Below are 26,156 nucleotides of genomic sequence, written 5' to 3'. Positions count from 1 at the left end.
TTTCAAATAAACTAATCGCGGCATTTTATTTGTAAGGTTATTTTTTTGGTTTGAGATTTTTGTAGGCATGATATTTTTCACTACTGCCATGACATTTGTCAGCTGGATATTTTTGTGCATTTTTAATGATTTTTTTATCCAATGCTGCAGATAATTCAATACCGGTAACATCTGATAATAAAAGAAGATACGCGAGAACGTCTGCCATTTCATCGGCTATCGCTTCTCGTTTTTCTGGCTCTAGCAAGGTCTGTTCTACTTGTGCATCATTTAACCACAATAATTCTTGCTGTAGTTCACCAGCTTCAATCGCCAATGCTGCAGTTAAGTTTTTCGGCGTATGGAATTGCCGCCAATCTCGATCGTCTCGAAATTCGGTCAATTGCTGCTGTAGTCGTTTTAAATCATGCTGATGACTGCTCACTTCTGTACTCCGTTAGCAACTTGAGAGGTCAGCATTATAGGGCCATAAACAGCTCTTGCGGCGCTTTTGCTGTTATCGGCATCGGTCATAATGGCAATAGCATCCAGCGATTTTGGCTGTTCGCCCCACACTTTTTGCCAGTCTTGCATTAAATTTCGCCGCACCTCGATCCACTCACCTTTAGGCGAGTCATTGCCACTAGCAGCAATCATGACTGCGCGTGAGGTAAACGGGTTTATCCATTGGCTGCCAGTGGGTTGCTTGGCAGAAAATACATAGTTGATAACCTTGGTGCCAAAAATTCCAAACAGCCCTTTTTTAATCACATAGACCCTGGCAACAAAATCATCTCCAGCTTTAACGCGCTCATCATCAACCTGTGGAAATTTATCGGCCTTCCAACGCCAGACCAACCATGGCGTTTTACGAATATTGAGCGATCTTTCCAGCCCATAGCCGCCGGCACCATGTTTGGTATTGGCCATTAACATCGATTGCTGATCTTCTTGACGGGCAATATATCGGGTGCCCTCAACAAATTCATGAACTTCCCAATTTTGCATTTGCATCGGATCTAACAGGACTTCGGCAGTAGCGCTAACACTTAGCAAACTCCAACAAAGCCCTAATGCACAAGCTGATATTTTTAAGGTATACCGCAGATTCATATTGCTGCCTTTATATGTTGCAGATTAACTAAACAACCAACCGATTGAATACCAAGACAGCATCACACCTTGAAGCGGCTTGAGTATAGAATAGATTCTTTTCTGACCACCGTCTGGAGCGACCTTGAATAGCTGTCCATTATGCCATTGTACAGAATCTTCGCTGTTTCATACCGACCTTCATCCCGGCCCATTGCCCGAGCAACTCAGAGAATATCTTCACTGCTCACAATGCAGCTTAATATTTGTACCTAGTAAATTTCATCTAAATAGTCAGCAAGAAAAAGCTCTCTATGATTTGCATCAAAACGACCCTTTCGACCTAGGGTATCGTAAATTTCTTTCTCGGCTATCAGATCCTTTGCTAGCCCAGCTAGAACCCAATTCTAAGGGTCTTGAGTTTGGTTGCGGCCCCGGGCCTGCATTGGCCAAAATGCTTGAACAAGCTGGGCATAATATTTCGTTATATGATTTATATTATTTTCCGGACAGCCAACTAGTCGACCCGTTACAACAGCAGTACCGATTTATTACCGCAACAGAAGTGATTGAACATCTGGCACAACCGGAGCAGGTTGTTAAACAATTATGGTCATTATTAGAAGCTGGCGGCCAACTAGCCTTAATGACCAAGCTAGCAACAGATCAGCAAGCCTTTAGCCGCTGGCATTACATTCTTGACCCGACTCATATTTGTTTTTACAGCAGAGAGACTTTTGAATGGCTGGCAAAAAAATTGGGGGCTGGGTTAGAAATTATTGGCAATGATGTCGTTATTCTACGCAAGCCTTAAAAATAAACTTAGTAATATCATAAATATCATTGGGAATTAATAAATGCGTATCGAGCCAACTTTTTACAAAGAAAAACTCGCTCCTGAAAATCAAAAGTCACTATATTCTGCTCCCAGCAGTCTCAATAGCGCTCAACCTCAGTTGGAAGGTCTTTTTACCGCCAAACTTTTGCTTATATTATGTTGGGCATTCCCGCTTGCCGTTGCGGCTTTGCTTTTTAAGGGTTACCCACTGACAGAGCGACTACCTGAACTCTATCTATATTCACTCGTTATTATTTCTTCAGTAATATTCTTTTCACTATTAGGCATTATATTTCAAAAACTAAACCGACGCGTCTGGCTGTGGATGCTTATATCAATCGGCATTCCTTTTGCTGGTTACACTATATCTTTTATATGTGCATTACTTTTAAAACCGTTAGCACAGAAAAAATCTTAATAACAAAGAAGCTTTTAAATAGTTAACTAACCAACTTGATACAACGCTGAAAATCATCAGCAAAAGTGTAGTCATTCTGACTAAAAATTGTTAAATATACTCAAAAAAGGCTAATATTTCTGATAAGTTAAACTAGAGGTATAAACCGCCATGAATAAACCCATGCGTATCGAGCCTTCTATTTTCAATACTTCACCAGCCATTTTAAATAGCATTTCTCCAGCCAGCCTTATTAACCAACAGCAGCAACCTCATATAGAAGGTTTGTTGTTAGGAAGAGTTTTATTAACATTAATTTTATTGTTAATAGTTGCCATGCCAGCGCTTGTTGTTTTTGATACTTCAGTTATCGAAAAATTTCCCAGAATCTATCTTATGATCTTGTTTGGATTCTCTGTTATCTCTTACTATGTTGTGCTGGCAATTATTATCCACAAGCTTAATAGACGGGTGTGGCTTTGGATGCTGGTTTCAATCACCAATCCTATCTTAGCGCTTAGCGTCAGCTATTTTTCTGCATTATTATTGAAACCGATTCAGAAATAAAAAAGGCGAGAAAATTCTCGCCTTTTTTAAAGTCACAATAAAAAATCACAAGCTACTATTTAGCGGCATATTTCTAGAATAGAAAATTTCGAGCATTTCATGCCTTAACAGTTGGCGAATTCGATCGCGCTGCTTAGGCGTGAATTCATCAGCGCCACTACCAAATAAATAATTGTTTAAATCAAATTCATTTAACAACATTTTGGTATGAAAGATATTTTCTTGGAAAACATTTACATCTATCATTTGATATTTATCGCGGGTATCTTCAGCAATAAAGTTCTGAATTGAATTTATTTCATGGTCGATATAATGCTTGTTCCCTTCGACATCTCGAGTAAAGCCACGTACTCGATAATCGGTGGTTACGATATCTGAATCAAAGGAATGAATTAAATAATTCAATGCCTTCAAGGGCGAAATAACACCACAAGTAGATACATCAATATCGGCACGGAAAGTACAAATACCATTATCAGGGTGGGTTTCTGGATAGGTATGAACCGTAATATGTGATTTATCCAAGTGCGCAACAACAGAGTCAGGCAACGGGCCTGGCTTTTCATCGGCAAATGGTTTGGCATCAACTGGCCCTTCAGAAATCAGCATAGTAACGCTGGCACCTTGGGGCTCGTAATCTTGGCGAGCAATATTTAAAACATTGGCACCGATAATATCGGTTACTTCGGTCAATATCTGGGTTAATCGCTCAGCATTATAGACTTCATCAATATACTCGATGTATTCCTGTCGATGGGCACGAGATTGTGCATAACAGATATCGTAAATATTAAAGCTGAGACTTTTAGTTAGGTTATTAAAACCCAGCAGCTGCACTTTTTTACCGCTTGCCAAGGCTACTTCTCCTGCCCAAAACTCTGGTGCTTGAGCCGGGCAACATGTTTGAATTTGACAATAAAATTAGTGAGTTCCTGCAGTCAGACTGGGCACCATCCAACGCACTGACAGGCATGGCGCGAATCTTATCACCGGCCTTGCAAAAAATCGCGTTTTTTTACTGCCAGTGATCAGCTACCCAATCAAGCTAGATCTTGCTGATGAATTTCATAGCTATGACTGATTTCCACGCCTGCATCATTAAACATGATCGAAGCGGAACAATATTTTTCAGCACTCAGGGCCACCGCTCTTTTAACCAGCGCTTCTTTCAAATTGCGGCCGGTTACTTTGAAATGGCAATGAATTTTAGTAAAAACCGCCGGCACTGCATCAGCACGCTCCGCTTGCAACTCTACCTCACAGCCAGTGACATCTTGACGAGACTTGTTGAGCATTGCTTTAACATCAAATGAGGTGCAGCCTCCCATGCCCATCAGCATCATTTCCATCGGCCGCGGACCTTTGTTTTCTCCGCCAGCTGCTGGCGGGCCATCCATTAACACTTGGTGTCCGCTACCGGATGTTGCGGTAAAGGTCATATTCCCAGACCAATCGACTTTTACATTCATAGATCTACCTCTGATTACAGCAAGTTGCTTCCAGTTTGTTATTGAAAACCTATCTCTGGAATAGGCTCGCAATGTAACATATACCCCGTTCAGCTCAAGATGCAGGGTTATACCCGAGCCATTAAGTTTAATCTCAAGATAAATATCACAGATAAATTATTTATTAAAAAACATTCACCAACAAAACAATCTGTCGTATTTATAGTTTATAGGTATTCACGCGCGTTTAAGCATGAATACAGACCCTTTATTAGCTAAAAATGTTTTTTATAAATCAACTCACAGCCTACCGCAACTTTATCCATCATATTAAGTCCAACCTGCTGCTATTTGTTGTAAAGTAGTCAGGCGTTAAAATTATCAGTACTACCCTCTTAATCCGATTAATCATTGTGTGACCAATAGCCAAAGATTGACGATCAATCAGCAGCTTAGTCAGCTCTGCTCTACGCTTTGGTAGAAGGAATTTTCAGGCACTTTAGGACTCAGATATGCTTTTTCAACCCCCTGCACCAGATGAAACAATCGAGAAGTTCCTAAAGAACTGTCATCGAAAGCAATACCCGCCAAAGACTACGATTATTTGTGCTGGAGACGAACCCGATACGCTTTACTACATCATTCGCGGTTCAGTTTCGGTAATGATGGAAGAAAACGATGGCCGAGAAATTATTCTCACCTATTTAAGCCAAGGTAACTTTTTTGGTGAAATGGGTTTCTTTGAAAGCTCAGATGGCCGAAGCGCTTGGATCAAAGCCCGAACAGAGTGTTTAGTGGCTGAGATTAGCTATACCCGGTTTCGCCAGTTAGTAAACGAAGATCCCTCTATTTTGTTCCGCTTATCATCACAAATGGCATTGCGCTTAAAGAAAACCAGTCAGAAAGTTTCTGATCTAGCCTTTGTTGATGTCACCGGTCGTGTTGCAGCAACCTTAATGGAGCTTTGCAAAGAGCCCGATGCCATGACACATCCCGAAGGCATGCAAATCAAAGTCACTCGCCAGGAACTAGGTCGTATTGTGGGTTGTTCTCGCGAAATGGTTGGTCGAGTGATTCGAGAACTGGAAGACCGGGGCCTAATTACTGCCAAGGGAAAAACCATGGTGGTTTACGGGACTCGCTAAACCATTGATTTTAGCAAGCCTTCAATGATTGTCGGCTTGCTTCCCCATTAAAGATGCGCCACAACATCTACATTACAGGTCTACCTGACCAACCTTTCTGTTTGTTCCGTGCTGTAACAACATGCTCCTTATATCTGCCAGACATACTAGTGTTTTCGCTACCCCCCCTCAGATTCGACACGTAGCATGGTTCACAAAGCACGGAAAGCTTTTCAACTGCCACAGCAAAAACCATAACAATAAAGCTCTGCCTCAATATAGAGGTGGGTTGTAGCCTGGGGGGGCGCAACTTATGAAATCAGTTGTACGTTATTCTTTATCTTCTATTGCCGGTGCTATTTCACTGGTCCTGTTACAAACTCAAGTTGCCCATGCCGCAGGTATCGCCACACCATCAATGAGCGTTAGTGCGCTAGGTACTGCCAACTCAAACGCCGCAGCAATTCATGACCCAAGTGCGCAATATGCTAACCCTGCCAGTTTAACCCGTTTCACAGGCTTGCAAGTTGCCGGTGCAATGTTGGTGGCAGATGCCAGCATCGATTTTGAGAATGATGGCTCAACTACTGTTTATAACCATGATCAGGGCGGCACACCTATTGAGGGTGGCGATGCGGGAGACCCAGTAAAACCAACACCGATTCCGCAGACCTATGTCAGTTATCAATTTAGTGATGATCTATTTTTCGGTTTGGCTATAGATGCACCCTACGCCATTCAAGGTGATTTCAACGATAACTGGATTGGCCGATATGACGGTACCGAATCTCAAATTGCAGCACTGAATTTTAACCCTTCTATTGCTTGGAAATTTAACCGCCAGCTTTCTTTTGGTTTTGGTGCCACTGCTGAAGTGATGTCAGTTAAAATGACTCGCGCCACTGATTTAATCGCCGGTGTTACTGGCACGGTAAATACAGCAGGTCGGGATTTAAAAGCAATCTTCGCTAACCGAATTTCTGAAAGCACCAGCTGCGCATTATCAAACGATTTTAATCCTTTGGCATTAAATAATGAAGGTTTCACGTTTGATGCAGCATGTGCAAATTCAGGTGCAAAAGATCAACTGGGATTTGCAATCAATGCGATAGATGGTTTGACCTCCAAGGTTAATGACGCTCTGTCACCCTTAGTTGAAACCAATAACTATGAAAATGATAGTCGGCTAGATATCGAAGGTATCGATGTCGCCTTTGGTTTCAATATGGGCATGATGTATGAGCCATGGATCGGACAACGTTTTGGTCTAAGTTATCGTTCAAAAATTGTTCATGAATTAACGGTAGAAACCGACTGGACTGTTAACGAAAAAGCCCATCAAAAAGCTCTCGAAGACAAAGACGGTGTTTTTCTAGGAAATGATGCAGTTAACCTTGTAGTAAACGGGTTACAAGTGGCAGAAATTGTTAACACACTCCTTTCTGATCAACTATTTACTGACGGTGAAGCTGATTTAGAATTTACCACGCCTGCCGTTGCATCCTTTCATACTTATCATCAATTAAATGATCGCTTATCATTAATGTCTGACTTAACCTGGACACAATGGTCTGCGGTACAAAATCTGCAAATCAATTTTGATAATCAACTTAAAGATGGTGTTGCCGTACTTGCATTTGAAGATGTATGGCGTTTTTCCCTAGGTGGCGAATTTCAATATACGCCTCGCTTAAGCCTCAGAGCAGGCTATGCCATCGACCAGTCACCTTCGCCCAAAGGAAAGCGCAACCCAGGCTTACCCGATTCAGATCGCCAGGTTTTCTCTTTCGGTGCTAATTACATGCTCGGTAAAAACGAAACCATCGACTTTGGCTTCTCATGGATCGCTTTTGAAGATTCTCGAGTTGATTACAACGACTATGGTGGAAATGACTTACCTGCACCAGTATTGGCTGTATCGGATATCGTAGCAGACCTAGGTCTTGACGTAAGTGATTACCAAGGCGTTGGTCTTGTTCCTACTACGACTACTAACAACCACACCACGAGCGGCACATTTAAGTCCACCGCCTACTTGGTAGGCATTCAATATAACCGCCGATTCTAATCTCCGGTTTATGGGGCTGACCGGCTGATTCCCCCCTTTTCATTTGCTGGCTTGCTGAAGGAATAGCAAGCTAGCGATCTCCGGTTCAGCCCCTCCATTTTCACTTCTAGCGATCTCTTACAGCGTTGGCTTCAATGATCCATCCCGCCTTTTTTACTCTTTTATATTCAAAGTAAAACTCTGCTTTTAATTTATTAGCTAGGCACTATGTCGACTAGTTCCTTTTTCTTTACCGTAGATCTGAACATTTCGCGACCCAATTCCCTTTAAGCACCTAAAAAAACCGTTCGCAGGTAATAAATGAGAACCAATTCAAATATTAGTTTTCATTTATATCCGATCTTAACTGGGTCATTTACTTATATATCAATTCGATAATTTCATGAAAGGATTCAGGAATTTTCATCACTGAGGTGCTCAATGAAAAAACTTAACTCTGGATTTACTCTGATTGAAATTATGATCATGATGGCTGCCCTTGGAATTTTAACGGCATTAGCACTTCCCCTATATAAAGAGCATATCCAACGTGCTCAATTTACAGAAATACTTGGTGGAATTGCCGAAAGACAAGGTGAAATAGAAGAATTTGCTGCTATGAAACTGCGCTTCCCAACAAATGCTGAAAAAAGATATTGGGATCCAATCACAATTCAAGGAAGCACTGGGCTTATTTACACTAGCTTGGCAGGAAATGAATATATTGGTCGGTATCATAGCTATCAAATTAGTGCTTGGTTGCAACTTGGAAACCACACTGAATATGTTAATTATATTGCAAAAATGGATAACCAAGAACACCCTGGGGCAGTTTCTTGGTCATGTGAATCCAATGCAAAAAAGAACGGCGATAAAGTTAAGCCACTATATGCTCCAGCTGGCTGCAGATAAGCCAATTATTTAAAAGCATCTCTTCTATAAAAACGCATCAACAACCGAGCCTACAATTTTTTGTAGGCTTTTTTCCATGGTAGCCACTTTACTAATAAAAAATTCCCAACAAAGATAAATGATAACTAATTCAACCATTAGTTATCATTTTTATACGATCTTAAATGACTTGTTGACCTGTACGTCAATTCAACAACCTCATTAAATAATCCAAGAATTTTTACCGCCCTACATTGTTTGAAATTTAAAAACCATATAAGAAACAGATCGGAACAATCAGAGTTGAAACAAAAGTGCATATCGTTGGCTCTGGAGAGTATCGAGTTGATGTCATCCATCAGTCAAAGGCAAGAGGAAACTATATATTTTATTACACTGCAAAAGCAGGAAGCCGTAAACTCTCAGGCCACACAGAATGGCATTGTAAGTCATCATATATCAACAGGAGGTTTATCTCTGGTTCAAATTAGCACCAGTTAATTATTATTAAAGAATATGCACCACAAAATTGCACTAGGCACTATGACCTAAAGTCTTTTTTATTGATTACCCTGAAAATCCGTAGTCAGTCCCATAAACGCTTATAGGTTCTTACCCAAGTTTATTATTTAAATAATCTAACCGTTCAGGCGTTCCCACGTCTAGCCAAAAATCAGTTTGTTTTTCTCCTGTCACTTTTTCTTGCAGCATAAAGTTACGAAGAATCGGTGCTAAAGGAAACTTCCCTGCACTCTGATCTAAAAAAATACTTGGGTCTAATATAGAGCAACCTGAAAAGGTTAAGCCTGCAGCTTGTTGCGGTTGGTTTCTGTCATAAACCCAACCAGCTTCAAGAATAAAATCTCCCTGAGGGTTGTGTGTCGGGTTATCTACCAAAAACAAATGCGCCAATGAACCAGCAGGTAGTGCTGTTAGCTTTTGATAATCTAGCTCACTAAACACATCACCATTTACCAGGGCGAATGGTTCAGCCTCACCTTTATTATTTTTTAATAATGGCAAAGCCTGAAAAATACCACCGCCTGTCTCAAGCGCTTGAACTTCGTGAGAATAAACAATCTGCAAACCAAACTGATTACCATCGCCTAAATAATCTTCTATTTTCTGGCCGAGCCAGGCTAAATTAATCACCACTTTTTTAAAGCCAGCAGCTGCTAACTTCTGTAGATGATGTTCAATTAATGGTTTATCGCCTGCCTGTAATAACGGCTTAGGCGTATGGTCCGTTAACGGGCGCATTCGCTCACCACGGCCTGCCGCCAGCAACATTGCAGTAGTGATTGGCCGAAGAGGTTGATCAGCTGGTTTTTTCATGATTAATTTACTGTGCCGAAATTAAAGGTTTCATTACCCGTTGCTGTAAAAATTCACCGAGCTTTTCAAATTCAGGGTAAAGCTGACAAACTTCTATCGCATAACCAAGAGTTCTTGGAATGTCGGCCATATAACCCGGCTTGCCATCTCGATGATTCAATCGAGCAAAGATACCCGCCGCTTTAAAATGGCGCTGCATGCCGATTAAATCAAAATCTCGAATTAATTGCTTTTGCTCTGGTAATTCAAGGCCCGCCGACTTTGCTTGCTGCGCCCAATGTTCGAGCCATTGCAACTGCTGCTGTCGCGGCCAAGCGATATAACAATCTTTTAATAATGAAACCACGTCGTAAGTCACTGGACCAAACACGGCATCTTGAAAATCAATCATGCCGATATTCTGGTTTGGCAATAGCATCAGGTTGCGGCTGTGGTAATCACGATGCACTGTGACTTGCAATTGTTGTTGTGCGCTTTCACTCAGCAGATGAAAAGTATCATCTAATAGCTGTGCTTCATCTGAAGATAATTGCAGCTGTAAGTGCTCACCTATCAGCCAGTCTTTCAGCAACATTTGCTCACGCATTAACAGTGCATCGTCATAGCGGGGCAATTGGCTAGTATTCGATAATTTCTGCACCGCAACTAGGTCAGTTAACGCCTGTTGATAATATTGGCTAGCTGCTTTTTTATCATCCAGCAGTGGCCGCAATAACTGGTCACCAAAGTCTTCTAGACACATAAATCCCAGTTCAAAGTCCACTGCTAATACTTCTGGGGTGTGAATTCCTTGGCTATGCCAATATCGGGCAATCGCAACGAATGAGTGGCAATCTTCCTGCGGCGGCGGTGCATCAACCACAATCAGTGGCTTGCCTTGCAGTTCAAATCGGAAATATCGACGGAAGCTGGCGTCGCCGCTAACAGTGGTAAGCTGCGGAGGCTGAATATTAAAATGTTCGCCAATCCAATGGGATAATTGTTGCTGTCGTTGATCCATGAGTCTCTTTACTAGCGTTCAATGCTATAGGCTTTCGATATGATATATCAGGGTACTGGAGCTTTGGTTGCTTTTGCTGCTTTTGCTCACTTCAACATCTAAACAAATACACATATAAATGTACAAAAGTGATCATGAGCAGACCAGATTACTTTAGTGTTACCAGACCCTAGGTTAGTATGCTCGGCTCGGCCATCTTATAGGTTTTGACAGGGGTGATACAGGTTTGATGAACAAGGTGACAACGCTGGGGTTGGTTTCGCTGCTGTCGATCAGTAACGCAGCTACCAGTCAGGACCTCAACGACCTACCAAGCTTCACTGGCCCCATCGAAAATCCAGTTCCGGATAGTGAAGAATGCCGTTTATACGGCACTCCCGGCCAGTTGGAATCCCTCTTGGATGAGCGTGTCCAGGGTGAAGCAGATAAGATCGAATTTGATCAACAGTCTGGCGCGCTTTTAAAAGGCAATGTCACTCTGCGCAAGAATGGTCTTTATCTAAAGACTGATGCAGCTCGAGTGGATGCTGCTGGTGAAAAAGTTGTCATTGATGGCGAAGTACAAATTACCCGCAGTTATGAAATTTTTACCGGCAACGATGCCAAGCTCGACCTTGCTAACGGTGGCTCCAGTTTAAAAGACGCTAGCTTCAAACTGGGCCAGCAAGGCATTCAGGGAGGCGCGCAAACACTCACTGAACAGCCAGATAAAAAGCTTGAGTTGAAAAATGCTTGGTATAGCCGCTGCCCTCAGCCGGAGCCATTTTGGAAACTGCAAGCCCAGACCATTGAGCTCGATCGTGAGCAGGGCTGGGGCTCAATGGATAACGCCGTTCTACGTATCTCAGATGTGCCGGTACTGTGGATCCCTACGATTAACTTCCCGCTGGATGACCGCCGCAAAACCGGTTTGCTATATCCAGATCTGACACTGAATTTGTCTGGTGGTAGTGGCAAGTCCATCGACTATAGCCAGCCCTATTACATTAACCTAGCGCCTAATTACGACCTGACGTTGACGCCGCGTTATATCTATAACCGGGGTTTATTGCTAGGCGGTGAGTTCCGCTATCTGGGACAAAAACAGCAATATCAGATTAATTACTCATTGTTACCGGGCGATAATCAGGCGGTCAAAGATGGCAGAACTGAGGATAATCGCTTCAGTTTGAAGTTGGATCATCAAGCCACTTTTGCTAACTGGCAATCTGATTTTTTATATCAGGAAGTCAGCGATAGAAATTACTTCAATGATTTGGGTAATTCATTTTCCAATACCACCGATGATCGCCTAGAACGCCATTGGACACTGACTCGTGAAGCTGAAAGCTGGATGGCTCGTGCCGAATGGCTCGATTACCAACCATTATCTGACAACACTGCATTATGGCGAGTAGAACCGTCTCTTGAATGGTCAGGGAAGCTGTTACATGCGTCTGATTTCCGGTTGGATTTATACAGTCAAGCCGCTAGATATAGCAGACAAAATTCAGTGGTAGATTCGGGTAATCGACTAGTTATTAACCCGACCTTGCAATGGCAAAAAAATAGTCAAGCTTGGCAGTTAGATGTCAGTTTAGGCGCACTTCATCGTCAATATTATCTCAAAGGACAACAACGAAATTCTCTCAGTCAGTCAATCACCACATTAGGTGGTAAGTTGTTTCTGGAAAATAATCGTTCAGATAGCACAATCAATCTGACACCAAGAATTTACTATTTGAATATCAGTGAAAAAGATCAAAGCGACATCCCTAACTTTGATACTCGCTTACTGGATTTCAGCTACGATCGCTTATTCAGCCCATGGCGCTATAGTGGCTACGACCAAGTTGCCGCAGCCGATCGATTATCACTCGGTGTAGAAGCAGAATGGTTCTCTGATAGCGGTCGCGCACTAGCAGAAATAGGGATTGCCCGTGGTTATTACCTCGACCGAAATCTACAGATAGATGATGGTTTAGCGACTACACCACTAGCAGCCTATTTAAACTTACTGCCAGATGATCCGCTCAGCTTAAGTCTGTCAGTATCGGCGCGCGATAAAATTGAGCTAGCCGATTTGGCGTTGGTATGGAAAAACCAGCGAGATCGCTATCGCCTACGTTTGAGACGCCGCGAAGATGCAGTACTTCAAGCAGGCGTTGGCTTTTGGAACAAGATTAATGATCGCTGGTCTGCCTTTGGTGGCTGGCAATACGATTTCGATAACCATCTTAGCCAAGAAACGCTGGCGGGTTTAGAATATTCCGATTGTTGCTGGTCGGTGCAAGTAGGCTACCGACGCTACCTCGACAGCAGCAGTGATTTGCCAGAAACCTGGCAAGAAGGTCTGCTTTTACGCTTACAACTGAAAGGTCTGGCCGGCTTTGGCGATAATTCCCAGCAATTGCTGGAGCGCTGGATGCCAGATTTTTCTGACCAAAATTTAACTGGAGAAAATCCATGAGACCGGTTCAAGGAACACTACTGGCCCTGATGATGGCACTGGGCATTCAGGGCGCTCAGGCAAAAGAACAAGCACTCGACAGCGTTGTTGTAGTGGTTGATGACTCAGTTGTACTGCAAAGTGAACTGGATCGACGGATCGAAAGTATTAGTGCCCGACTCAGACAAACCGGTACACAATTACCGCCAGCCGATGTTTTAAAGCAGCAGGTGTTAGATCGTTTAATTGTTGATTCAATTCAGCTGCAAATGGCCACTCGTGCCAGCGTGCAAATTGATGACAAAACCCTTAACGATGCATTATTACGCACCGCTAGCGCCAATAAAATCAGCCTGCCTCAGTTGAAAGTCCAGCTAGAAGGCCAAGGCATGGATTACAGTCAATTCCGCGAAGATATTCGTCAAGAATTGGCTATTTCACGCTTGCGTCAGAGCACGGTAGGTCGCCGGATTCAAATCAGCGAACAGGAAGTTGAAAACCTGCTCAAATCCAGCGCCGGTCAGCAGCAAAATAATACTGAGCTCAATCTGTCACACATTTTGGTTGCCTTCCCATCAGAAGCGACACCGGATCAAATTCAGGCAGCAAAAGCTGAAGCTGAAGGCATTATCAAGCTGCTAGATAATGGCAAAGACTTTGCCCAAATGGCGGTCAGCAGTTCTGATGGCCAACGCGCATTAGAAGGCGGTGCCTTTGGTTGGAGAAAACTCAACCAGTTACCTGGCTTGTTTGCTTCAGCAGTCGAAAAGGTCAAGCCCGGCCAACATAGCCAGTTAATTCGTAGTGCTAGCGGTTACCATATTTTTCAGGTTAACGATCGCCGCGGCGAAGCTAGAGTTATGGTGACCGAAACTAATGCCCGCCATATTTTGATCAAAACCACCGCAGTGGTTTCTGACCAACAAGCCAAATTACAACTGCTCAAGCTGAAAAAACGTTTAGCACAAGGTGAATCCTTTGCAGATCTAGCAAGCAGTTATTCCCAAGATGCTGGCAGTGCCATTAATGGTGGAGATCTCGGTTGGGCCAAGCCTGGACAATTTGTTCCAGAATTTGAGCAAACCATGAACCGCTTGAAACCAAATGAAATCAGCCAACCTTTCAAGAGTCAGTTTGGCTGGCACATGATGCAATTGGTCGACCGTCGCCAACAAGATTCTTCTGAAGAAGTGAAGAAAAACCAAGCGCGCCAGTTAATTTATCGTCGTAAGTTTGACGAAGAATTAAATACTTGGTTACGCGAAATTCGTGACAATGCCTATGTGCAGATCATTGGCAAAGCAGCAAATACAACCACCGAATAATTGAAAAAAGACCCGAGCTAACAATGCATCGATTATTAATTACCCCCGGCGAACCTGCCGGTATCGGCCCAGATTTGAGCTTAATGGCTGCCATGCAACCGGCTGCTGCTCAGTTGGTTGCAATTGCTGACCCAGCGTTATTACAACGCCGGGCGCAGCAAATAGGGCTGGACGTTGACATTTTAGTGATCGATCCTGCTGAATCGGTTAAAGCTCACCAGCCCGGCGTATTGCCGGTGATTCCTGTGCAATTAAATCAACAGGAAGTCGCTGGCGAGCTAAACGCTGCTAACGGTTTATATGTTTTAGAAACATTAGCCCTGGCCGTTGAACTGATTCAGAAAAAACAGGGGCAAGCATTAGTTACCGCGCCTGTGCACAAAGGTATTATTAATGATGCCGGTGTGGCGTTTTCTGGTCACACCGAGTTTTTAGCTGAAAAAACCAGCACTGACCAAGTCGTTATGATGCTAGCCTGCCCTGGCTTACGCGTTGCCTTGGCAACCACCCATTTACCGTTACGCGATATTGCTGATGCAATTACCGCTGAATTACTTGAATCAGTGATTGGTATTTTGCAGGCAGATTTACAAAATAAATTTGGTATTGCTCAGCCGAAAATTCTAGTGTGTGGATTAAATCCACATGCCGGTGAAGGCGGCCACTTAGGCATGGAAGAAATCGATATTATTATTCCAGTGCTGGAAAAATTAAATCAGCAAGGAATGAATTTAATCGGCCCATTACCTGCCGATACCTTATTTACACCACGTCATTTAGAGCAGGCTGATGCTGTTTTAGCGATGTACCACGACCAAGGCCTGCCAGTGCTTAAGCACAAGGGTTTTGGCAACGCAGTAAATATTACGCTGGGACTACCGATTATTCGCACTTCGGTAGACCATGGAACCGCACTGGATCTAGCCGCCACCGGCAAAGCAGATCAAGGTAGCTTACAAGCAGCGATTAGCAGTGCACTAGAAATGATTGAAGCATCTTATGAGTAAAGCCCTCCACGGCCACAAGGCCCGTAAACGTTTTGGCCAGAATTTTCTGCACGATCAAAATGTGATCAGCAAAATTGTCGCCTCAATTAATCCAAAACCTGACCAAAATATTGTAGAAATTGGCCCAGGACTTGGCGCAATTACCAGCGAAGTTTTACCACTGGCGCAATCGATGCATGTCGTCGAGCTGGACCGAGATTTAATTCCAAAACTAGAATTTATTTGCGATGGCAAGGGTACTCTGACAGTTCACCAATCTGACGCTTTGAAATTTGATTTTTCACAGCTAGCCGATGGTGACCATAGTCTGCGAGTTATCGGTAATTTACCGTATAACATTTCGACACCACTGATTTTCCATCTACTAGAAAATCATAAAGTGGTGCGCGATATGCACTTTATGCTGCAAAAAGAAGTAGTCGATCGGATGGCTGCACATGAAAAAGAAAATAATTACGGTCGCTTAAGTGTAATGACCGCTTATTTCTGTAAAGTTGAACCGTTATTTTTAGTTGGTCCGGGTTCATTTAATCCACCACCAAAAGTCGAGTCAGCCATTGTACGATTAACGCCGTATGAAACCCTGCCATTCCCGGCTAAGGATTTAAAAATACTGCAAACGGTAGTAACTACCGCATTTGGCATGCGACGTAAAACTTTGCGCAATTGTCTGAAAAAAATCATCAGCGCAGAAGAAATAGAAAGCCTTGGCATTAACCCAACAGCCCGTGCCGAAACGCTGTCAGTGGAAACCTTCGTCAATATCGCTAACTATATATTTGAACGGCCTGCTGCAGAACAGTCGTAGGTTGAATCATGTAGATTTGATGGGCCTCTTTAGCGTAATCAGACAACAAAGAAATGTCTGATTGCGCCTCTGGCTTACTAAACCTGCCAAAATTCAATTCAGGTATTTACTGGACAGATAGGACAGAAAACTATGAACCCAACACCACAAATAGACATTGAAGTTCTATCTTATTATCTACAAGAGCAATCTGAGCCTGAAACCGGGCTGTATGTTTTTGCCTACCAGATTACGATTCGTAACCTTGGTCAACAGCCAGTGCAGCTGTTAAATCGTCATTGGATCATTACCGATGGCAATGGCGAAACCATGGAAGTTCAGGGTGCAGGCGTAGTCGGTGAGCAGCCAGTGATTGAGCCAGGTAAAAGTTTTCAATACAGCAGCGGCACCCATTTGGACACGCCCGTAGGCACCATGCAGGGTAGCTACGAAATGATTGATGCTGAAAAACAATTGTTTCAGGCAGAAATTCCGGCATTTTCTCTGCAAATGCCAGGAAAGCTGCATTAATTAATTTTCACTGTTTAAGCAGGTATTTTTCGTGCATTACGCCATAGGTGATATTCAGGGTTGCCAGAGCGAGTTAGAAGCGCTGCTTGAGCAAATTAATTTCCGCCCTAAAAAGGACACCTTGCTGTTTGTTGGTGATCTGGTTTGCCGTGGACCACGCTCGCTCGATAGCTTGCGTTTCATAAAAAATCTCGGTGAATCTGCGATCACCGTTTTAGGCAATCATGACCTGCACTTAATATATCTAGCCAGCTTCCCTGGTAAGAAAAAAGTCCATAAAACCCTACAACCCATTCTCGATGCCGATGATTGCCATGAACTGATTGAATGGCTGCGCTTCCAATCTTTGGCCGAGCAAATTGTTATCCCTGAAAGAGAAGATCAGCCAGAACGACGCTTTTTAATGTCCCATGCAGGCTTACCGGCAAGCTGGTCGGTAAAACAAGCCTTGCGCCGAGCCAAAGAAATAGAAGTCATGCTGCGCGGTGATTACTGGCAAGATTTAATTAAAAATATGTACGGCGACCAACCCGCTAGCTGGAGTGATGACTTAATCGGTGCCGATCGTTATCGCTGCATTATTAATCATTTAACCCGCATGCGCTTTTGCCACCTCGATGGCAGTCTGGAGTTTGAAACCAAAGGCAATACTGACCAGCCACCAAAAGGCTGTGTTCCCTGGTTTGAAATTCCTCGTCAAAAGAACCTAGACCAGCAAATTTTGTTCGGTCACTGGGCGGCATTACAAGGCAAGACCGGCGTTAAAAATCTACATGCGCTAGACACCGGTTGTGTCTGGGGCGGCTGGATGACCGCCATGCGATTAGAGGACGGCAAGCTTTTCCATCAGGTGAGTTTGCAGTCAGTTTAATCCTACCGATGCAAGTGACAAGCCTCTCGAAAATTACTAGATCACTTTCGACGCCATCTACTGCTACGCGGTCAAATGCAGCTCATTTATCTTCCTTTCCCTTGAGAGTTCCAGTCTGCCTTACCCAAATCACAGTATCGAATTTCTAACATCCGATTCATTTCTAACAGTGCTCATTTATTTAAAAAACGGGCGTTTTAATAATCCAAAACAATACAATACATTCAGCATGATCAATTTTCATTATTTTTCAAAGCATTGCTGCTTTATAAGATTGAATAGCTTTGTATAAATTGCTGCTGGCTTTGTCGGAATATGACATTATATTAAGCTTAAACACCAGCAAGTGTAGCCTCATTCATCACCATGGAATTTGCAGTGAAAAAAGCATTCAATAAATTGTTTTATGGCGCAAAATCATTTATTACCGAAGCCGGAGAAAAACAACTAACGCTCCGAGCTGCGGCATTAAGCTGGACGGCGATGTTTGCTTTGGTTCCTTTGATCACAGTTGGCTTTGGTATTTTAGGTAGTTTGCCGCAATTAGCCGGTGTCGAGCAGATTCTCGACCAATATCTGCGAGATCATTTACTACCCGCTAGCGCCAGCCAGGTTTTAGATAAGCTGAAAAGTTTTGCTGACCACGCACAAAACTTAGCGTTACCCGGCATGGCAATTTTAGCAGTGACTGCGCTAGCTTTAGTCTATTCACTGGAGGGACACTTCAATGCACTGTGGGATGCACCCTCTAAGCGGCCAATCGTGGCTCGGTTCACCCTGTTTTGGACATTATTAACTCTCGGCCCATTGCTAGCAGGAAGTGCGCTGGTATTTGCTTCATTAGGCTTACCGTTGGTCGAATCAGCAACCAGCAAAGTAGGGTTTCAATTACCCGGCACCGGCTTGTTATCTTGGCTAATGATTGGACTGTTATTAACTTTGGTTTATCTCATTCTGCCTAACTGCAAAGTAGGTTGGCGCAATGCGATTGCCAGCGGCTTAATCATTTCCAGCTTGCTGAAATTACTACAGTGGGGCGTATCCCTACTGGCACTCCAGGGCAATAATTACCAATTGATTTACGGTGTATTTGCCAGCGTTCCGTTATTTTTATTATGGATGCATGCTTCGTTTTTCTTGCTTTTGGTTGGGGTTATTTTGAGCCGATATTTGTCGTTTACTAAGTCGCTTGACATTTAATGAAAGAATGTTTCCTTGCTTCACCTGACGTAAGTCACGCCACCAAATGTCCAGTTCGTGACTCAACCCTCTTGTAGCATTTGCCCCACTGCCGGAGAATTGTAGTTTGGGAAGTTAGAATGATTAACTACTATGGCCGGCTTTTTAAAAGGATTAGGCAACATACTGGGAGCTAAGAAAAAACAGCCCCTAGAGTTCTTCTTCAAACTGGACGATCCGTATAGCTATTTGCTGTTACAGATTGCACCGCCGCTAGCGCGTCAGTTTGATTTGCCTATTAAGTTCAGGATTTGCAAAAGTGTTCCAGCTGAAAAAGGGTTGCCGGAAGTGGCTGCTCGTTTCTTTTCAGTACGCGATTGCCGCGACATGATGCAATGCTACGGCCTGCAGTTTCCCGATGCATGCCGTGAGCTAGATGCACAAAGAAATCAAATTCATAGCAAACATGAAAGCGATCTGCTTGCAATGCTAGCTGCGCTACCTGACGACCGTCGTTTTGTAGACCCTGCAATTCGTTTGGCATATGCCTACTGGCATGCTAATGAAGACAGCTTATTGGATCTAAAAGATCAGCTGCCTTCGATTGATGGCGCGGTTGTTGAAAAACGGTTGGCCACCGATGAAAAGCGTTTGCAGCAATTAGGTTTGAAGCGAGCAAGCTGCCTGGTATGGCAGGACAACGCTTATTGGGGTGTTGACCAGATTGAGTCTCTGGCCAATCAGTTAAACCAGCAGTTCCCCCAGAAAGAAATCAATATTGCCCGGTTATTGCAAAAGAAAATTTTACTTTCAAAAAGCGTTTACCCAGATCCAGATGCGCCGCAACTCACTTGTTATCACGATATTTCCAGCCCGTGGAGTTTCTTGGTAATTAGAGAATTGCTGCAAATTGCCGAACAATATGGCTTACGGTTAGATATACGTCTGGTCGAGAGTATTGAATCGACGCCTGATCCAAAAGGTCCGGCAGCCCGTCAACTGATGCACAGTTTAAAGCTGGCAACACAAAGACGCGGCAGCAATATTCTTCGAATTCCTGAAATTAGTGATTCATTGACCACTCAATTGTGTGCATTGGCTCAACTGGCGCGTCAGCAGGACCGCCTTCCAGAATTTTTGGTAGCAACCGGCACTCACTTATTTAATAGCAAAGACAAAGTTGGCAATAAAAAATCTCTGCTTAACTTATGCCGCTATGGTGGTTTAGGTCCTGAAGCAATTGATATTGCTGGGTCGATCAACTCTAGACAAGAGCTAGACAAGAGCTGCCAGGCGCTAGCCAAGTTAGGTTTATGGCGGGCACCAGCATTTAGCTTTGGTAGTTTTTCTACCCAGGGTGAAGGTCGCTTGCAGCTGTTGGAATTTGAAATTGTTCGCTTGCTAAGAAATCGTCAGTTGGCCAGCCAACGCGCCAGTCGCACCGGCATATTAGTTGAAGAACAAGCTTTTTAGCTCTAAATAAAATCTACAAAAAAGGCAGTGTAACTGATGCAGTTACACCGCCTTTTTTATTCTAACTGACAATCAATCGTTACTTGCCAGATTGCTCCAGAGTGATTTTTTGCACCAACTGATGATTAGTTGCCACCGGTGGATGCAATTCATCTAATGGCGTAGATAAACCTTTCTCCATCACTACTCGTGCATGGAACCGCTTAAGCTGTCTTGGCTCTGGTACACCGCAAGAGTGAGCAAGAATACCGACTTCTTTAGTCATAGTTTTCTGGTAAGCCGCTACTCGAATCGCTTTGTTAGTTGGATCCAGACCTTTTTGCAGATTTTTGTTGTGGGTGGTGATACCGGTTGGACAGGTGTTTTTGTTGCACTGCAACGCCTGAATGCAACCCAGTGCGAACATAAAGCCACGCGCTGAAGTAATAAAGTCAGCACCCATGCTCAGTGCCCAAGCAACACCTGCTGGCGTCACCAACTTGCCGGAAGTGATTACTTTTACTCGATCACGCAAACCATATTCATTCAGTTTATCCACCACCAGCGGCAAACTTTCTTTGATGGTCATGCCCATGTAATCCATTAAGGGTGCCGGTGCTGCACCGGTGCCGCCGTCGGCACTATCGATAGTAATAAAGTCCGGTGCGCTCTCTGGCCCGCGACGTAATATTTCAGCAAACATCGTGTCCAAATAGCCCCATGCACCAATGACTGCTTTGAAACCTACCGGCTTGCCAGTCACCTTTCGAACATGATTAATCATGTCTAGCAGATCAGTCACATTTCTAATATCGGTGTGGCCATTAGGGCTGATTGAGTCGGTGCCCTCTTTAATACCACGAATTTTAGCAATTTCTGCGGTCACTTTACCGCCTGGTAAAATGCCGCCTTTGCCGGGCTTGGCACCTTGGCTCATTTTAATTTCGAACATTTTTACCTGTTCGTGAGCGGCAACTTGCTGCAGTTTTTCATCACTTAAAGCGCCATCTTCAGTTCTTACGCCATATTTAGCAGTACCTATCTGATAAACGATGTCAGCACCACCAGACAAGTGATGCGGAGACAAACCACCTTCACCTGTGTTCATCCAGCAACCAGCAGCTTTTGCTCCTTGGCTCAGAGCTAAAACAGCGGGCTTAGAAATTGCGCCAAAGCTCATGCCAGAAATATTAAACAATGAACTGGTGGTATAAGGCTTTTCACAATGCGTGCCGATAGTAACTGCACTGGCCGGAACACTATCTTCTGCCAGCGTCGGAAAAGGACAGTTAACAAAGATCACTTCACCGGTTTGGTTTAATGGCCGCGTTGAACCAAATGCAACCGTACTATCGACTCCTTTGGCTGCCCGATAACACCATGATCTGTCTGCCCGGTTAAATGGCAGTTCTTCCCGATCCATAGCAAAGAAATACTGGCGGAAGAATTCGCCCATATGCTCAAAAGCATAACGAAAACGACCTAAAACTGGGTAATTTCTACGAATGGTTTGCTCTGTTTGTGTTCTATCTATGATGTAAAGTACAGCGACATAAAGTACGCCGGCACCCACCACAAAGATAAACAGGGCAACCATGAATTGCATCGCTTGCAATAAAAACTCTACAGGCTGATCCGCCATTTTATTTTTCCTCAAAAAAAGATGATTTGTTTGCTCGGCTTTTTAAAAAATTGGCCAATGCAAACAAGCAGTCTCTCCACCGCTTGTGATAAAGCTTAGTCGGCTGAAACCATACTGCAGGGTTAGCCAGATAACAGTTTCGGCAAATTCTGCCTGCTAACCGCAACAGAAAAGATTATCAATATCTGACCAAGGTAAATATGAGGAATTCTGCCGCTCTGGCACAAGGGCATGAGCAGCAGACAAACGGAGATTGTTAAGCTATTGGCAGCTGCCAGAAGGGTTTACGTGAGAAAAGCTTTTGTTTCAAAGTAACTAAATCGTGCAAGGTGCCGCCTTGCTGATGAGACAACCAGTCACCAATTTCAGCGCGTGCTTCACTAGCATCTAATCCTTCATACCCCGCTAAAATAATTTCCAAATAATGTAGCTGATCCATATGCCCCTGCAGCAATTGAACCGACGCAATAAAATCACTACAGCCATCACTTAATAGGCTGCCACTGGTTTGGCACAGCAACAATAATTCATGAATGCGATGATCCAGCATCAACCAGCTATGGCAATCATCGGCCTGCTCCATTTCTTTGGATAACAAACTCCAATGGGTATCTAGCTGTTGGCTGGCCCATTCGGCAGTAGGCTGTAGCAAAGGTTTAAGTTGAATCTGATTCAGCCTACCGCGCCAGTGACGCTGGTGTAACAACTTGCCAAGCTTGAGTACAAAACGGTTATGGCTGTTATCGCTCAACGCTCTCATTGCTTGGCGTAATACTGAGAATTTACGACTTTCCAGTAAATTCAAAACGGGCGTCAAACTGACTGGCGTACGATGGCCCATTCCCTGAATGCGAATTTCGGTTTGCAACAAGCGAGATAGCGGCTGCAGGGCATGTAATAAATTGCCTAATGGCCGGCTGATTTCAACTCTTAATGGCTCGGCAATAGGTTCTTTCATCACTTGCAATAAAGTCATCAAAGTTTCGAGTGCCCGGGTCATTTGAATAAACGATAACGCCAGTCGCTGCTCATGGCCTGGCGTTGCTGTATCAATATCCCAATGGGCTAAATGCGCTTGCTCTAGTTTAATGAATTGCAGATCTGCCGCTCGCTCATCAGCACGCCTAGCACGCTGCCAACACAATTCATTGTGCTGCCAATTATTCAGCACCGCAGAAAAAATCAGTTCAATAAAATCTTCCAAATTGCCTTGCTCTGGTAAAGCAGGAAACTGTAACGGCTCTGGTTCAAGGCGGATTTGCTGGGTCAATTGATAACCCCGGCTAGCTTTGTCTTGGTTTTCAAATCGAAGCTGCAGTTTTTCAGATAGGTCCGCAGCTAAATCAAACAAAGCTTCACTGTCACCTGATTTCAGCTCAAGCTCGATTTCATTAATTGTGTCATGGAGTTCACCAGAACGAATATTACCTTGGTCTAGCACTGCTTCAATCGAGGCATCGGCATATTCGATTTGCCACGTATATCGTTCAAATTCAATCGTAAATACTGGCGCTAATTGTTGGTCGATCTGTTGGCGTTGTTGGGTCGATTCAAATAGCCAATCGGGTAGTAAAGACAGGTCCGGTCTTAGTTCTGATACAGGTGATTCCCACTCTTGTCGATCGTGTAAACCACTAAATCCTTGTCCGGAAGATTTGGCACTTTGGATTCTTCGCCCGTCATCTCGATCACGGATTCGAATCCCAACACCTCTTTGTATTAAGTGTTGTTCCGCCGTATCAAAGTAGCTGTCGCGGATTGTTCCATGATCGGCACGACCTTCACGAAAACCGCCTAGCAAAGCAGTTTCAACCAACTTGATGCCCTGGCCTTCAGCAAGGGCCAACTTTAATTCTATTTCTCGAGTCATCAGGCGCTCCTAAAAAGTTAGCGATATATACCCAAGTCACATCAATATGTGCGTTCAGCTGAGCCCGATATTTTGAAGTGGTTTGGGTATATCACAGCAAAGGGGTTGCACTTCATAGGCAGGTCGCGACAAAATGGTAGTTTCTAAAAACCCGCTCAGGTGGCTGTCTCTTCGCCTCCAAAGCCGCTACGAAATACTAATTGCCATGCCTTCGATCATACGCACATTTGCAGTTTTGTTCTTATTCCTGAGCAGCATTGCCCAGGCAGAAACTCTTTATATTATTGACCAGCTTTGGGTGCCTATGCGCTCTGGTGAAAGCACCGCCTATAGAATAATTAGGAATATGTCTTCAGGATCATCTCTTGAGGTGCTCTCAGTAAACGAAGAAACCGGTTACACCAAGGTAAAGAATTCCCGTGGTGAAGAAGGTTTTATCGCCAGCCGGTTTATGAGCAATAAAAAAATTGCTAGACACCTGCTGAAGCCAGTGACTACTGAATTGGAAAAAACCAAACAGCGATTGACTGCAGTTAACGCAGACAACACTCGCCTGCAGGCCGAGTTACAACAGCTAGACGCAGACAATAAAAAGCTCAACGAGCAAGTGTCTCAATTGCAGCAAAACTTTAGCGGTTTGAAGTCAGCCACCAGCGATGTAGTCGGCATCAACCAAGAAAACGAGCAGATGCGTACTCGCCTGGTTCAGTTGGAAAAACAAAAGCAATCGCTAGAACAGCAAACCCAGATGCTGGAAAACGACAGCACTACTGACCAATGGTTATGGGGCGCTTTGATTGCCTTCTTTGGTGCCATGGTCACGTTTGTTATCTCTCGTTTAATGGGTCGTTCTAAGCAGCATTGGTAAACAAGATTTGCTACAGCGGTTGCCCCAAGACGACCGCTGAACAGCGAACTGTAATCGAATATTTATTGATTACTCGACAGCTGAGCCGATACATCGCATTATTACACTGAAAATATATCCAGCTTTTCTGCATAAACAGTCAAGCATAAATAATCAGGCAGTGTTTGCAGTATGAACGATTCATTTGTCCATCCGTTTCGCGATGCTTTGCCCTATATTGGGCAGCACCGTGGTCGCACAGTGGTTATCAACCTTCCCGGTGATGCTTTCAAAGATCGTCATTTGCATAATCTGGCACAAGACATCAGCTTGCTGCATAACCTCGGCCTGCGAATTGTTATCTGTTTTGGCATGTCACCGCAGTTGCCAGAAATCATCGCTGAATCTGGTGGCCAGCTCGAATATCATCAAGGCTATCCATTGGCTGATGAAGCTGCTTTGCGCCATGCCATTTCACTTAATGGGTATTTTCGCAGTCGGTTAGAAGCCATGCTGACTCGCAAAGGTATGGCCTCGGAGTTATCGGTCAGCTCTGGTAACTTTGTTACTGCAATGCCAGTTGGGGTTAGAAATGGGCAGGATCATTGCTTTGGTGGTGAAGTTAGAAAAGTACGTGTTGAGCCGATTCAGCAACTATTAGATAACCAACATTTAGTATTACTGCCATCAATTGCCGCATCACCTACTGGCGAATTGTTCTTGCTTGATAGTCACCAATTGGCCTGTAAAACTGCGGTCGCTCTCAAGGCTGACAAACTGATTCAACTAAGCACTCAAGATCTTGTTAAAGACCAACAAGGCAAGCCGATCTCCTGGATGGATCTGCAAATGGCTGAACAATTCTGCCAACAATTAACCGATCAAGATCCGCTGCTCTACCAAATGAAATACGCACTTGATGCTTGCAGCAACGGGGTGAGTCGCTCGCATTTACTCAATTTCAATCACGATGGTGTGTTGCTACAAGAGCTCTACACCCGTGACGGTGCCGGTTGCATGATTTATGGCGATCGTTATGAACAGCTGCGCCAAGCCACCATCGAAGATGTCGGTGGTTTACTCGATTTAATTGCCCCGCTAGAACAAGAAGGCATTTTGGTTCGACGTTCCAGAGAAGTAATGGAAACTGAAGTGGATCGCTTCCAAGTGATCGATCGTGACGGTTTATTAATCGGCTGCGCCGCACTTCATCCTTTAAGCGATGGCTTTGGCGAACTGGCATGTTTGGCCGTTCACAATGACTACCGTGGCGGCCATCGTGGCGAACAATTGTTAATGCGGATTGAGCAAAAAGCACATAGCTTAGGCATTAATCAGCTGATTGTACTGACCACTCGAACCACTCACTGGTTTGTCGAGCAAGGTTTTGTCGAAAGGCCAGTCTCTGATTTGCCCGGTGATCGACAGCAACTATATAACTTGCAGCGGAAATCTAAGATTTTGATCAAAACGCTGCAAGGTTAAATCGCAAAGATTCA

24 protein-coding genes are annotated in these 26,156 nt (G+C 43.9%); 16 read left to right on the top strand and 8 right to left on the bottom strand.

The window, feature by feature from the left end; all coding sequences use genetic code 11:
- Positions 1 to 37: 37 nt before the first annotated feature.
- Together DC094_RS15070 and DC094_RS15065 are read right to left on the bottom strand one after the other, a co-directional pair.
- Positions 38 to 424 (bottom strand): nucleotide pyrophosphohydrolase, encoded by a 387-nt coding sequence (locus tag DC094_RS15070; protein WP_116687953.1) that lies wholly within the window; start codon positions 422 to 424, stop codon positions 38 to 40.
- Positions 421 to 1,092, bottom strand: a complete 672-nt coding sequence (locus DC094_RS15065; protein WP_116687952.1) for a DUF3047 domain-containing protein — start codon at positions 1,090 to 1,092, stop codon at positions 421 to 423. Before DC094_RS15065 ends, DC094_RS15070 begins: the two co-directional genes overlap by 4 nt.
- Positions 1,093 to 1,216: 124 nt before the next feature.
- Between DC094_RS15065 and DC094_RS15060 the strand changes: the two genes are divergently transcribed.
- The 3 genes from DC094_RS15060 to DC094_RS15050 all read left to right on the top strand — a co-directional run bounded on the left by DC094_RS15060 (position 1,217) and on the right by DC094_RS15050 (position 2,873).
- Entirely contained in the window at positions 1,217 to 1,885 is a 669-nt protein-coding gene (locus DC094_RS15060; protein WP_116687951.1) for a class I SAM-dependent methyltransferase, read from the top strand.
- Positions 1,886 to 1,928: 43 nt separating this feature from the next.
- On the top strand, positions 1,929 to 2,327 hold the full coding sequence (locus DC094_RS15055) for a hypothetical protein (RefSeq protein ID WP_116687950.1): 399 nt from the start codon (positions 1,929 to 1,931) through the stop codon (positions 2,325 to 2,327).
- Positions 2,328 to 2,477: 150 nt separating this feature from the next.
- Entirely contained in the window at positions 2,478 to 2,873 is a 396-nt protein-coding gene (locus tag DC094_RS15050; protein ID WP_116687949.1) for a hypothetical protein, read from the top strand.
- 45 nt (positions 2,874 to 2,918) lie between these two features.
- Here the strand turns inward: DC094_RS15050 and speD are convergent, their stop codons facing one another.
- Together speD and DC094_RS15040 are read right to left on the bottom strand one after the other, a co-directional pair.
- Entirely contained in the window at positions 2,919 to 3,728 is an 810-nt protein-coding gene (speD, locus tag DC094_RS15045) for an adenosylmethionine decarboxylase (protein ID WP_116687948.1), read from the bottom strand.
- Positions 3,729 to 3,913: 185 nt separating this feature from the next.
- A complete protein-coding gene (locus DC094_RS15040; protein WP_116687947.1) occupies positions 3,914 to 4,342 on the bottom strand; it encodes an OsmC family protein in 429 nt (142 codons plus the stop codon).
- 491 nt (positions 4,343 to 4,833) lie between these two features.
- On the opposite strand from DC094_RS15040, the gene crp reads away from it, so the two are divergent.
- The 3 genes from crp to DC094_RS15025 all read left to right on the top strand — a co-directional run bounded on the left by crp (position 4,834) and on the right by DC094_RS15025 (position 8,404).
- On the top strand, positions 4,834 to 5,466 hold the full coding sequence (crp, locus tag DC094_RS15035) for a cAMP-activated global transcriptional regulator CRP (protein ID WP_116687946.1): 633 nt from the start codon (positions 4,834 to 4,836) through the stop codon (positions 5,464 to 5,466).
- Positions 5,467 to 5,758: 292 nt separating this feature from the next.
- Positions 5,759 to 7,513 carry an OmpP1/FadL family transporter gene (locus tag DC094_RS15030; RefSeq protein WP_116687945.1) on the top strand — a complete coding sequence of 585 codons (1,755 nt, stop codon included), beginning with the start codon at positions 5,759 to 5,761 and terminating at the stop codon, positions 7,511 to 7,513.
- Between the two features lie 420 nt (positions 7,514 to 7,933).
- The gene (locus DC094_RS15025; RefSeq protein WP_116687944.1) at positions 7,934 to 8,404 is read left to right on the top strand and encodes a pilin; all 471 of its coding nucleotides are present in this window, start codon (positions 7,934 to 7,936) and stop codon (positions 8,402 to 8,404) included.
- A 591-nt stretch (positions 8,405 to 8,995) separates the two neighbouring features.
- On the opposite strand, the gene murU is transcribed toward DC094_RS15025, so the two are convergent.
- Complete coding sequence (gene murU / locus DC094_RS15020; RefSeq protein ID WP_116687943.1) at positions 8,996 to 9,718, bottom strand: N-acetylmuramate alpha-1-phosphate uridylyltransferase MurU; 723 nt, start codon at positions 9,716 to 9,718, stop codon at positions 8,996 to 8,998.
- A 7-nt stretch (positions 9,719 to 9,725) separates the two neighbouring features.
- On the bottom strand, positions 9,726 to 10,718 hold the full coding sequence (locus DC094_RS15015) for an aminoglycoside phosphotransferase family protein (RefSeq protein WP_116687942.1): 993 nt from the start codon (positions 10,716 to 10,718) through the stop codon (positions 9,726 to 9,728).
- A 229-nt stretch (positions 10,719 to 10,947) separates the two neighbouring features.
- Between DC094_RS15015 and DC094_RS15010 the strand changes: the two genes are divergently transcribed.
- The 8 genes from DC094_RS15010 (at position 10,948) to DC094_RS14975 (ending at position 20,319) form a co-directional block, all read left to right on the top strand.
- Complete coding sequence (locus DC094_RS15010; RefSeq protein ID WP_116687941.1) at positions 10,948 to 13,167, top strand: LPS-assembly protein LptD; 2,220 nt, start codon at positions 10,948 to 10,950, stop codon at positions 13,165 to 13,167.
- Positions 13,164 to 14,471, top strand: a complete 1,308-nt coding sequence (surA, locus tag DC094_RS15005) for a peptidylprolyl isomerase SurA (protein ID WP_116687940.1) — start codon at positions 13,164 to 13,166, stop codon at positions 14,469 to 14,471. Before DC094_RS15010 ends, surA begins: the two co-directional genes overlap by 4 nt.
- Positions 14,472 to 14,494: 23 nt before the next feature.
- Positions 14,495 to 15,478: a 4-hydroxythreonine-4-phosphate dehydrogenase PdxA gene (pdxA, locus tag DC094_RS15000; protein WP_116687939.1), complete on the top strand. Its 984-nt coding sequence runs from the start codon at positions 14,495 to 14,497 to the stop codon at positions 15,476 to 15,478.
- Entirely contained in the window at positions 15,471 to 16,286 is an 816-nt protein-coding gene (rsmA, locus tag DC094_RS14995; protein WP_116687938.1) for a 16S rRNA (adenine(1518)-N(6)/adenine(1519)-N(6))-dimethyltransferase RsmA, read from the top strand. Before pdxA ends, rsmA begins: the two co-directional genes overlap by 8 nt.
- 132 nt (positions 16,287 to 16,418) lie before the next feature.
- Positions 16,419 to 16,796 (top strand): Co2+/Mg2+ efflux facilitator ApaG/CorD, encoded by a 378-nt coding sequence (gene apaG, locus DC094_RS14990; protein WP_116687937.1) that lies wholly within the window; start codon positions 16,419 to 16,421, stop codon positions 16,794 to 16,796.
- Between the two features lie 31 nt (positions 16,797 to 16,827).
- The gene (locus DC094_RS14985) at positions 16,828 to 17,667 is read left to right on the top strand and encodes a symmetrical bis(5'-nucleosyl)-tetraphosphatase (RefSeq protein WP_116687936.1); all 840 of its coding nucleotides are present in this window, start codon (positions 16,828 to 16,830) and stop codon (positions 17,665 to 17,667) included.
- Positions 17,668 to 18,045: 378 nt separating this feature from the next.
- Positions 18,046 to 18,867: a YhjD/YihY/BrkB family envelope integrity protein gene (locus tag DC094_RS14980; protein ID WP_158527347.1), complete on the top strand. Its 822-nt coding sequence runs from the start codon at positions 18,046 to 18,048 to the stop codon at positions 18,865 to 18,867.
- A 132-nt stretch (positions 18,868 to 18,999) separates the two neighbouring features.
- A complete protein-coding gene (locus tag DC094_RS14975; RefSeq protein WP_116687934.1) occupies positions 19,000 to 20,319 on the top strand; it encodes a thioredoxin domain-containing protein in 1,320 nt (439 codons plus the stop codon).
- Between the two features lie 79 nt (positions 20,320 to 20,398).
- On the opposite strand, the gene DC094_RS14970 is transcribed toward DC094_RS14975, so the two are convergent.
- Together DC094_RS14970 and DC094_RS14965 are read right to left on the bottom strand one after the other, a co-directional pair.
- Complete coding sequence (locus tag DC094_RS14970; RefSeq protein WP_116687933.1) at positions 20,399 to 21,940, bottom strand: FMN-binding glutamate synthase family protein; 1,542 nt, start codon at positions 21,938 to 21,940, stop codon at positions 20,399 to 20,401.
- Between the two features lie 256 nt (positions 21,941 to 22,196).
- Positions 22,197 to 23,810, bottom strand: a complete 1,614-nt coding sequence (locus DC094_RS14965; RefSeq protein ID WP_116687932.1) for a CYTH domain-containing protein — start codon at positions 23,808 to 23,810, stop codon at positions 22,197 to 22,199.
- Positions 23,811 to 24,015: 205 nt separating this feature from the next.
- On the opposite strand from DC094_RS14965, the gene DC094_RS14960 reads away from it, so the two are divergent.
- Both DC094_RS14960 and argA read left to right on the top strand, forming a co-directional pair.
- The gene (locus tag DC094_RS14960) at positions 24,016 to 24,678 is read left to right on the top strand and encodes a TIGR04211 family SH3 domain-containing protein (RefSeq protein WP_158527346.1); all 663 of its coding nucleotides are present in this window, start codon (positions 24,016 to 24,018) and stop codon (positions 24,676 to 24,678) included.
- Positions 24,679 to 24,849: 171 nt separating this feature from the next.
- Positions 24,850 to 26,142, top strand: coding sequence for an amino-acid N-acetyltransferase (argA, locus tag DC094_RS14955; RefSeq protein ID WP_116687930.1), 1,293 nt, complete (start codon positions 24,850 to 24,852; stop codon positions 26,140 to 26,142).
- The last annotated feature ends 14 nt before the right edge of the window (positions 26,143 to 26,156 follow it).

Origin of the sequence: Pelagibaculum spongiae (assembly GCF_003097315.1) — a bacterium.
Taxonomy (GTDB): domain Bacteria; phylum Pseudomonadota; class Gammaproteobacteria; order Enterobacterales; family Pelagibaculaceae; genus Pelagibaculum; species Pelagibaculum spongiae.
The sequence above is the reverse complement of the archived record's forward strand: the minus strand, read 5'-3'. Positions and strand labels throughout refer to the sequence as shown.

Coding starts and splice junctions, on each gene's coding strand:
- DC094_RS15065 (WP_116687952.1), bottom strand. CDS start 1,092: ATGAATCTGCGGTATACCTTAAAAATATCAGCTTGTGCATTAGGGCTT.
- DC094_RS15055 (WP_116687950.1), top strand. CDS start 1,929: ATGCGTATCGAGCCAACTTTTTACAAAGAAAAACTCGCTCCTGAAAAT.
- DC094_RS15050 (WP_116687949.1), top strand. CDS start 2,478: ATGAATAAACCCATGCGTATCGAGCCTTCTATTTTCAATACTTCACCA.
- DC094_RS15040 (WP_116687947.1), bottom strand. CDS start 4,342: ATGAATGTAAAAGTCGATTGGTCTGGGAATATGACCTTTACCGCAACA.
- crp (WP_116687946.1), top strand. CDS start 4,834: ATGCTTTTTCAACCCCCTGCACCAGATGAAACAATCGAGAAGTTCCTA.
- DC094_RS15030 (WP_116687945.1), top strand. CDS start 5,759: ATGAAATCAGTTGTACGTTATTCTTTATCTTCTATTGCCGGTGCTATT.
- DC094_RS15025 (WP_116687944.1), top strand. CDS start 7,934: ATGAAAAAACTTAACTCTGGATTTACTCTGATTGAAATTATGATCATG.
- murU (WP_116687943.1), bottom strand. CDS start 9,718: ATGAAAAAACCAGCTGATCAACCTCTTCGGCCAATCACTACTGCAATG.
- DC094_RS15015 (WP_116687942.1), bottom strand. CDS start 10,718: ATGGATCAACGACAGCAACAATTATCCCATTGGATTGGCGAACATTTT.
- DC094_RS15010 (WP_116687941.1), top strand. CDS start 10,948: ATGAACAAGGTGACAACGCTGGGGTTGGTTTCGCTGCTGTCGATCAGT.
- surA (WP_116687940.1), top strand. CDS start 13,164: ATGAGACCGGTTCAAGGAACACTACTGGCCCTGATGATGGCACTGGGC.
- pdxA (WP_116687939.1), top strand. CDS start 14,495: ATGCATCGATTATTAATTACCCCCGGCGAACCTGCCGGTATCGGCCCA.
- rsmA (WP_116687938.1), top strand. CDS start 15,471: ATGAGTAAAGCCCTCCACGGCCACAAGGCCCGTAAACGTTTTGGCCAG.
- apaG (WP_116687937.1), top strand. CDS start 16,419: ATGAACCCAACACCACAAATAGACATTGAAGTTCTATCTTATTATCTA.
- DC094_RS14975 (WP_116687934.1), top strand. CDS start 19,000: ATGGCCGGCTTTTTAAAAGGATTAGGCAACATACTGGGAGCTAAGAAA.
- DC094_RS14970 (WP_116687933.1), bottom strand. CDS start 21,940: ATGGCGGATCAGCCTGTAGAGTTTTTATTGCAAGCGATGCAATTCATG.
- DC094_RS14965 (WP_116687932.1), bottom strand. CDS start 23,810: ATGACTCGAGAAATAGAATTAAAGTTGGCCCTTGCTGAAGGCCAGGGC.
- DC094_RS14960 (WP_158527346.1), top strand. CDS start 24,016: ATGCCTTCGATCATACGCACATTTGCAGTTTTGTTCTTATTCCTGAGC.
- argA (WP_116687930.1), top strand. CDS start 24,850: ATGAACGATTCATTTGTCCATCCGTTTCGCGATGCTTTGCCCTATATT.